We start from the raw sequence: 8,044 nt of genomic DNA, 5'->3' as shown, positions 1-8,044 counted from the left end.
ATCCGCAACACCGCACCCGCGCACCCGCGCACCCGCGCACCCGCGCACCCGCGCACCCGCGCACCCGCGCACCCGCGCACCCGCGCACCCGCGCACCAGACCATCCGCGCACCAGACCATCCGCGCAGCCGCGACCACCCTCGCCGGCCCCCGACCAGCCGCGCTACCGCCGCCATCCGGGCCGGCTTCCGGACGCCTGCGCCGCTGGGTGCCTGTTGCGAGGTCCTTGCTATGCGGGGTTCTTCAGGTTGAACTTGTCAGGTTGGGCTGAAGAGTTCTACGGTGGGGGTGTGGGTGATATTCCGGAGTCGGCGGTTCGGGCGGCTACTGAGGTTCGGGTGGTTTTCAGTCGGTTGCGGCGGCGGCTGCGGGAGGTGGCGAAGCTTGATGAGCTGACGCCGTCGCAGACGTCGGTGTTGAGCCGGCTGGAGAAGGGTGGAGCGGCGTCGTCGTCCGAGCTGGCGGTGGCGGAGCAGGTGCGGCCGCAGTCGATGGCGGCGACTATTGCGGCTATCGAGCAGGTGGGGCTGGTGATGCGTACGCCGGATCCGGGGGACGGGCGCAAGCAGCTGATCTCGCTGAGTGAGCTCGGACGCGAGAAGATCGGGGTTTCGCGGCAGGCTCGTGAGGAGTGGATGGCGCGGGCGCTGGCCGATGACTTCAGCGAGGAGGAGCGGCAGGCGATTCTGGCGGCGCTGCCGCTGCTCGATCGTCTGGCCGGGCGGTGAGCGTCGCCGCCGTCGACTCGGGAACGGCTTTCAACCGGCGCTTGATCGTGCCGATGGTGCTCGGCTCGGTGCTCAACCCGATCAACTCGTCGATGGTCGCGGTGGCGCTGGTGCCGATCGGGCTGGCCCTGGGCGCGCTGCCGTCCGAGACGGCGTGGCTGGTGTCGGGGCTCTACCTGGCCACCGCCACCGGGCAGCCGGTCGTGGGCCGGCTCGTCGACCGGTACGGGCCGCGCAAGCTCTACCTGGCGGGCGCCGCCCTGGTCGGGATCGCGGGCGTACTGGGCGTGATCGCGCCGAACCTGGGCGTCCTGATCGTTTCTCGGGTGCTGCTCGGGCTCGGCACGTGTGCCGGCTACCCGGCCGCCATGTACCTGATCCGGAGCGAATCCCGGCGTACCGGCCAGGACAGTCCCGGCGGCGTCCTGACCGCCCTGGCCATCTCGGCGCAGACCATCATCGTCATCGGCCCCACCTTCGGTGGCCTGCTCATCGGTCTCGGCGGCTGGCGGGCGATCTTCGCGGTGAACATTCCGCTGGCCCTGGCCTGCATCGTCTTCGGCCTGCGGCGGCTGCCCTCGTTCGAGCTCGAGAAGCCGGAGTTCCCGCTCGACTACCTGGGCATCGGCTTGTTCGCCGGCACGCTGACGTCGCTGATGCTCTACCTGATGGACCCGGGCGTCGGTGACCTGTGGCTGCTGGCTCTCATGGCGGCCTGCGCCGCGGGCTTCGTCCGGCGGGAGCTGCGCGCGCCCGACCCCTTCCTCGACCTGCGCGTCTTCGGTGGCAACACCCCACTGATCGCGACGTACGTCCGTGCGCTGCTCGCCCAGACCGCGTCGTACGCCATCCTGTACGGCTTCACGCAGTGGCTGGAGGCGGGACGGGGGCTGAGCGCCTCACACGCCGGTCTGGTCCTGCTGCCGATGTCGTTGTTCGCCATCGTGATCTCGACTTTGACGGGCCGGCGTAAGGCGTACAAAGGGAAGTTGATTGTCGGGGGTCTGGGTCAGCTGGTGGTGAGCGTCCTGATGCTCACGCTGAACTCGGGCAGTCCGCTCTGGCTGCCGGTGCTGCTGACGCTGATCTGCGGGCTGCCCCAGGGCCTGAACAACCTGGCCAATCAGAACGCCCTTTACTACCAGGCTGACCCCGTACGCATAGGAGCCGCCTCCGGTCTGCTGCGGACATTCAGCTATCTCGGCGCGATGGTCTCGTCGGCCGCCACCGGCATCTATTTCAAACACGGCGCCGACACCGCCGGCCTGCACGGACTCGCGGTCTTCCTGATCGTCGTGGCCGTTCTGATGGTGATCCTCGTTCTGGCCGACCGCTCCCTGTCGCGGGTCGGCAGCTCCAACTGAAAGGTACGTTCATGCCCGTCACCACCCTCGACCCGCACACCGCTCTCGTCGTGGTCGATCTGCAGCGCGGCATCGTCGGCCGCCCGGTCACCCCGCACGCGGCGTCCGACGTGGTCGCCCGTACGGCCTCGCTCGCCTCCGCCTTCCGCTCGAACGGCCTGCCGGTCGTGCTGGTCCGCGTGACCGGACGCCCCGACGGCGCCGACTCCCTCCGGGCCCGTACCGACGCCGGCGCCGCCGCGGGCGGCCCCCGCCCGGAGGGTTGGGACGACATCGTCGAGGAGCTCACCACGGGTGACGACATCGTCGTGACCAAGCGCAACTGGGGCGCCTTCTACGGCACCGACCTCGACCTGCAGCTCCGCCGCCGCGGCATCACCCAGGTCGTCGTCACCGGCATCGCCACCAGCATCGGCGTCGAGTCCACGGCCCGCGCCGCCCACGAGCACGGCTACAACGTCACGGTGGCGATCGACGCGGTGAGCGACCTGGACCCCGACACGCACCGCAACAGCGTGGAGAAGATCTTCCCCCGCCTCGCCGAGACGGGCACTACCGCCGAGATCCTCGATCTCCTGGCGAAGCACGCCACCGCCTGACCGGTTGCCCTTGAACTGGTTCAATTTCGTCGCCAGGCGCGCTCGGTCCCGAGCCGCCTGGCGAATTTGGTCGGGGCCGGCGCTGCCGAATCAGCGGGCCCGGCGCTGCTGAATCAGCGGGCACGGCGCTGCTGAATCAGTGGGCCCGGCGCTGCTGAATCAGTGGGCCCGGCGCTGCCGAATGCCGGCCCTCACCGGCGGGTCGAGCGGCCTGCTCAATGGGGCCGGCCGCGTCAGATCGGGCCGAGCCCGGGAGTTCTCAGATCTGGTGGAGCCAGGCGATGAAGAAGACGATCGCCGGCAGCGGCACCACCAGCGCCACAGGGATCACCCAGGGTGCGCGCCGTTGGCCGGCGAGGGCAGCGGTCAGCCGTTCGTGGGTGGCGGCCAGCCCCACCAGGGCGAAGGCGGCGGCAGCGGCCATCGGGACGCCTACGGCGAAGTGCGTCAGCCAGGCGCCGGCCCGGCTGGGGCCGCCCCAGGAGTGGTCGTACGGGCCGTGGTCGACCACGCCGTAGAGCAGCCCCCGAAGCACCACGAGCAACTCGACGCCGAGCGGGATCAACGCCGTGGCGCCGAGCAGAACGCTCAGCGCGCTGTGCCCGAGCACGGCAAGAACGGACGGCCGCCGGGCCGGTAGTGGTTGCGGGACCAAGAATCCGCGCAGCCGCACCCACCAGCCGGCCGCCGCACCCGATCGCCCGGCCAGGGCGGCGATGATGCCGGCCAACGCCAACGGCAGGAGCGCCAGGCCGTAGACGGAGCTTCGCCACAGCCGTGCGGGCCAGGAGACAACGGAATGCGAGGCTTGCGAAATCGTCATGCCTCGATCCTCGAAGGATCCGGCCGCGTTCCCCAGCGAGCTATCCCGTCGTTTGTGGTTCGGTTAACCGCCGGAGTCGGCCTTCCGATCGGCGGGTAGCGGCTACACGCGGAGTAGGTGGGCGACGACTTCCTCGATTGAGGCGGCGGTGACCACGCCCGGGCCGAGCGGTGGGCGGTCGATCATCACGACGGGGAGGCCCCGTTCGCGGGCGGCTGTCAGTTTGGCGGCGGGGCCGCCGCTGTCCTTGGTGACGAGGACGTCGATGTGGTGGTCGGCGAGGAGTCGGCGCTCGCCGTCCAGGGTGAAGGGGCCGCGGTCCAGCAGCACCTCCAGGCGGGCGGGCATCGGTGGGGTGGGTGGCTCGACCGAGCGGGCCAGGAACCAGGCGTCGACGGCGGCGAAGGCGGCTATGCCCTGGCGGCCGGTGGTCAGGAAGACGCGGCGGCCGAGGTGGGGGAGCAGGGCAGCGGCGCTGGGGAGGTCGGGCACCCGGTGCCAGTCGTCGCCGGGGGCTTCGTGCCAGCCGGGGCGGCGCAGGGCGATCAGCGGGAGACCGAGGGCGGTGGCGGCTGCGGCCGCGTTGGCGCTCATGCCGGCGGCGAAAGGGTGCGTCGCGTCCACCAGCACGTCGATTCGCTCGGCGCGCAGGTAGGCGGCAAGCCCTTCGGGGCCGCCGAAACCCCCGATGCGCACCTCGCCGGGCGGGAGAAGCGGCGATGAGGTCCGCCCAGCCAACGAAGTGATTACGGAGAAAGCGCATGAGGCCGGCCGAGGGGATGGGTGCGGTGAGGGGGTGGGGGTGTGCAGGGCGGTGGCCAGCCTTCGGGCCTCGGTGGTGCCGCCGAGGATCAGGACTCGCGGCATCGGGTTGTGGAGTAGAGGTGGCTGTCGGGGAACTGGGCGGCGGTCAGGGCGGGGCCGACCACGATGACGGCGGTGCGCTTGATGCCGGCCTCTTTGACCTTGGCTGCGATGTCCGAGAGGGTGCCGCGGAGGATCAGCTCGTCGGGGCGGCTGGCTCGGGCCACCACGGCGACCGGGCAATCCGGGCCGTAGGAAGGGAGCAGGTCGGCTACGACCGCTTCGATGCGCTGGACGGCCAGGTGCAGGACCATGGTGGAGCGGCTGGCGCTCAGGGTGTGCAGGTCCTCGCCCGGCGGCATGGCGGTGGCGCGTTCGGCGGTGCGGGTCAGGATGATGGTCTGGGCCACCGAGGGGACGGTGAGCTCGCGGGCCAGGGACGCGGCGGCGGCGGCGAAGGCGGGGACGCCGGGGGTGACGTCGTAGGGGACGCCGGCGGTGTCGAGGCGGCGCATCTGCTCGGCTACGGCGCTGAAGACGGACGGGTCGCCGGAGTGGAGGCGGGCCACGTCGTGGCCGGCGGAATGGGCGGCCACCATCTCGGCCAGGATCTCGTCGAGGTTGAGCTGAGCCGTGTCGACCTTGCGGCAGCCGGGTGGGCACATGTCGAGCAGCTCGACCGGGACCAGGCTCCCCGCGTAGAGGCAGACCGGAGATGAGGCGATCAACCGCTGACCTCGTACGGTGATGAGATCGGCCGCGCCGGGGCCGGCGCCGATGAAGTGGACCGTCATCGGGTCACCGACCAGATGGTCACCGGCATCATCGCTCTCCATCCCGTGAAGCCGCCGACCGGCGACGCCCGATTCACCGCGATCCGGGTCATCTCGCCGCCGTGCGCGGCGTATGCGGCGGCCAGAGAAGCCTCGGACTCGACCGTCACCGCGTTGGCCACCAGCCGGCCGCCCGGCCGCAGCGCCGCCAGGCAGGCGTCGAGCACGCCGTCGCGGGTCAGCCCGCCCCCGATGAAGATCGTGTCCGGCGTCGGCAGCCCTTCCAGCGCCGCGGGCGCGCTCCCATGCACGACGTGCAAGCCGGGAACACCCAACGACGAGGCATTCGTCGTAATTGTCGCGACGCGATCGGCTCGCGGCTCGACCGCGACAGCCCGGCAAGACGGATGACTACGCATCCACTCGATGCCGATCGAGCCCGACCCCGCCCCCACGTCCCACAACAGACCGCCAGGAACCGGCGCCAGGACCGACAACGTCACCGCGCGCACCTCCCGCTTGGTCAGTTGCCCATCCGACATGTACGAAGAATCCGGCAGGCCCGGCGCCAGAGACAGCGCCGGCCCCTCGCCACAGTCGATCGCGATCACGTTCAGCGGATCGACGTCCGCTTTGTCCCAATCGGAAGCCGAAGCGGAAATGCGGCCCTCGCCCGGCCCGCCGAGCTGGGAGAGAACAGTGAGCGCAGCCGACCCGTAGCCCACGGAATCGAGCAGGGCCGCGACTGCCGCCGGGGTGGTCCCGTCACGCGACAGCACAAGGATGCGCCGCCCCGGGTTCACCGCCCGGCGCAGAACCGACACCTCCGCGGTGACCAGGCTCACCACCTCGGCCGAGGCCAGCGACCAGCCCAGACGCGCCGCCGCCAGCGACACCGATGACGGGTGCGGCAGCACGCGTACGGCCGAGGCCCCGAGCAGGCGCACCAGGGTCGCCCCGATTCCGTGGAACATCGGGTCGCCGCTCGCGAGCACGCACACCCCCGGCCCGGCATGCGCGGCGAGGAGCCCGGGCAGCGCCGGGAGCAGCGGCGACGGCCACTCGATCCGCTCGGCGGAGACCGAGGGCGGCAGGAGGCCGAGCTGGCGCCCACTCCCCATGATCACCTTGGCCGAGAGGAGCGCGCTCTGTTGCGTACCGCCAAGGTCTGACCAGCCGCCGGCGCCGATGCCGACCACGGTGACCAGGTCGGGGTTGTCGGCGTGCATGCGCCGAACCTATCGCGGCGCCACCTGGCGAGATTTTCCGGATCCGGTTGAGCGATGGTCGCGCCGGGTGCGTACAACCTCCCGACGGCTTGCCGACGGCTGAACGGGTGAGGACATGGCGCAGGGACCCCCCACGTTCCAACCGCGCTACGCACCGGACGAGGACGAGCAGTACTTCGCCGGATTGCGCGGCGCGCCCGGCGATGACCCGTGGGCCGCGCAGGACGACGACCCGCGGCTCACCGACGGCTACGGCGTCCGCGAGGTCGACAACTGGCTGCCGGACGACGAGTTCCGCCGCAGCGACATCCTGATCGAGTCGCAGGACGAGCCGTCGGGCTGGAAGACCAGCGGCTCGGTGCAGCCGCCGATGGACGACGAGCGCCCGCCGGCCGAGGCCGTCTCCGGCAACCGCCTGCTCACCGTGCTTCTGTTCTTCTCCGGCCTGGCCACCAGCGTCGCCCTGTGGGTCTTCGACACGCAGCCGGGCGCGGTCAGCGACACCCCGACCCTGATGCTGGCGGCGGGCCGGATCACCGGTCTGATCGGCGGCTATCTGCTCTTCGTCCAGTTGCTGATGATGAGCCGGGTCTCCTGGCTCGAGGAGTGGGTCGGCGCTCGGGACCTGCTGCGCTGGCACCGCTGGCTGGGCACCTCGCTCGTGGTCTTCGTGCTGACCCACATCGTCTTCATCGTCTACGGCTACGCGCTGACCGGCGACACCGGCGTCATCGACCAGGGCTGGACGATCATCACCACGTTCCCCGAGATGATCAGCGCCACCGTCGCCACCGGCATCCTGGTGGTGATCAGCTTGATCTCCATCCGGGCGGCTCGGGCCAAGCTTCCGTACGAGCTCTGGCACCTGATCCACCTGACCGGCTACCTGGTGCTCCTGCTGGGGTACGGGCACCAGGTGGCGACCGGGGCCGACCTGAGCGGCCGTTTCGCCTCGGTGTTCTGGCCCGCCCTGGGCGCGCTGGTGATCTCGGCCCTGGTCTGGGGCCGGCTGGTCGAGCCGCTCTGGCTCAACGTGCGGCACCGCTTCGAGGTGGCCGAGGTGGTCGGCGAGGCGTCCGGCACATTCTCGGTCTACATCGGCGGCAAGAACCTGGAGAAGCTGCCGGCGCAGGCCGGCCAGTTCATGCGGTGGCGCTTCCTGACCCGCAACGGCTGGTGGCAGTCGCACCCGTTCTCGCTCTCGGCCGCCCCGAACTCGCAGTGGCTGCGCCTGACCGTCACCGCGGTCGGCGGGCACACCTCGCGCCTGGCCACCATGAAGCCGGGCACCCCGATCTGGGCCGAAGGGCCGTTCGGGGTCTTCACGGCCCAGCGCCGTACGCGCCGTCGTGCGCTCCTGATCGCCGGCGGCAGCGGCATCGCGCCGATCCGGGCCCTGCTCGAGGACATGCCGCCGGACACGATCGTGATCTACCGGGCCTCGCGCCCGGACGAGCTCGTCTTCCGGGGCGAGCTGGAGGATCTGGCCGAGCAGCGCGACGCCTGGGTCCGCTACATCGTCGGCTCGCGCAACGACCCGGGCCCGAAGCGCCTGTTCACGCCGGACGGGCTGCTCGGCCTGGTGCCCGACGTGAGCCGCCGCGACGTCTACCTGTGCGGCCCGCCCGGCCTGGTCGGTGCGGCCGTGGCGACCCTGCGCGAGCTGGACGTCCCCGACAGTCAGCTGCACCTGGACCCGTTCGAGTTCTAGAGGAGTCTCTTCC

At 71.1% G+C, this 8,044-nt stretch carries 8 protein-coding genes; 4 read left to right on the top strand and 4 right to left on the bottom strand.

The window, feature by feature from the left end; genetic code table 11:
- Positions 1 to 338 precede the first annotated feature (338 nt).
- Genes AB0J66_RS48520 through AB0J66_RS48510 form a run of 3 tightly spaced genes read left to right on the top strand, consistent with a single transcriptional unit; the run spans position 339 to position 2,691 of the window.
- Entirely contained in the window at positions 339 to 728 is a 390-nt protein-coding gene (locus AB0J66_RS48520; protein ID WP_364675979.1) for a MarR family transcriptional regulator, read from the top strand.
- Positions 725 to 2,092 carry an MFS transporter gene (locus AB0J66_RS48515; protein ID WP_364675978.1) on the top strand — a complete coding sequence of 456 codons (1,368 nt, stop codon included), beginning with the start codon at positions 725 to 727 and terminating at the stop codon, positions 2,090 to 2,092. Before AB0J66_RS48520 ends, AB0J66_RS48515 begins: the two co-directional genes overlap by 4 nt.
- Positions 2,093 to 2,103: 11 nt before the next feature.
- Positions 2,104 to 2,691 (top strand): hydrolase, encoded by a 588-nt coding sequence (locus tag AB0J66_RS48510; RefSeq protein WP_364675976.1) that lies wholly within the window; start codon positions 2,104 to 2,106, stop codon positions 2,689 to 2,691.
- Positions 2,692 to 2,950: 259 nt separating this feature from the next.
- Here the strand turns inward: AB0J66_RS48510 and AB0J66_RS48505 are convergent, their stop codons facing one another.
- The 4 genes from AB0J66_RS48505 to cbiE form a co-directional block, all read right to left on the bottom strand.
- Positions 2,951 to 3,514: a hypothetical protein gene (locus AB0J66_RS48505; RefSeq protein WP_364675973.1), complete on the bottom strand. Its 564-nt coding sequence runs from the start codon at positions 3,512 to 3,514 to the stop codon at positions 2,951 to 2,953.
- Positions 3,515 to 3,616: 102 nt separating this feature from the next.
- Entirely contained in the window at positions 3,617 to 4,381 is a 765-nt protein-coding gene (locus tag AB0J66_RS48500) for a cobalt-precorrin-6A reductase (protein WP_364675971.1), read from the bottom strand.
- A complete protein-coding gene (gene cobM / locus AB0J66_RS48495) occupies positions 4,366 to 5,112 on the bottom strand; it encodes a precorrin-4 C(11)-methyltransferase (protein WP_364675968.1) in 747 nt (248 codons plus the stop codon). The genes AB0J66_RS48500 and cobM overlap by 16 nt, the downstream gene beginning before the upstream one ends.
- On the bottom strand, positions 5,109 to 6,290 hold the full coding sequence (cbiE, locus tag AB0J66_RS48490; RefSeq protein WP_364675965.1) for a precorrin-6y C5,15-methyltransferase (decarboxylating) subunit CbiE: 1,182 nt from the start codon (positions 6,288 to 6,290) through the stop codon (positions 5,109 to 5,111). The genes cobM and cbiE overlap by 4 nt, the downstream gene beginning before the upstream one ends.
- 145 nt (positions 6,291 to 6,435) lie before the next feature.
- Between cbiE and AB0J66_RS48485 the strand changes: the two genes are divergently transcribed.
- Positions 6,436 to 8,031, top strand: coding sequence for a ferric reductase-like transmembrane domain-containing protein (locus AB0J66_RS48485; RefSeq protein ID WP_364675962.1), 1,596 nt, complete (start codon positions 6,436 to 6,438; stop codon positions 8,029 to 8,031).
- Positions 8,032 to 8,044 lie beyond the last annotated feature (13 nt).

Origin of the sequence: Actinoplanes sp. NPDC049598, from assembly GCF_040675435.1 — a bacterium.
Lineage (GTDB): Bacteria > Actinomycetota > Actinomycetes > Mycobacteriales > Micromonosporaceae > Actinoplanes.
Note: the sequence above shows the minus strand (reverse complement) of the source record. Positions and strands in the feature narration are given on the sequence as shown.

Excerpts from the sequence above, each read along its gene's own strand:
- AB0J66_RS48500 (WP_364675971.1), bottom strand. The coding sequence starts at position 4,381 with ATGCCGCGAGTCCTGATCCTCGGCGGCACCACCGAGGCCCGAAGGCTG.
- AB0J66_RS48505 (WP_364675973.1), bottom strand. The coding sequence starts at position 3,514 with ATGACGATTTCGCAAGCCTCGCATTCCGTTGTCTCCTGGCCCGCACGG.
- cobM (WP_364675968.1), bottom strand. The coding sequence starts at position 5,112 with ATGACGGTCCACTTCATCGGCGCCGGCCCCGGCGCGGCCGATCTCATC.
- AB0J66_RS48510 (WP_364675976.1), top strand. The coding sequence starts at position 2,104 with ATGCCCGTCACCACCCTCGACCCGCACACCGCTCTCGTCGTGGTCGAT.
- AB0J66_RS48485 (WP_364675962.1), top strand. The coding sequence starts at position 6,436 with ATGGCGCAGGGACCCCCCACGTTCCAACCGCGCTACGCACCGGACGAG.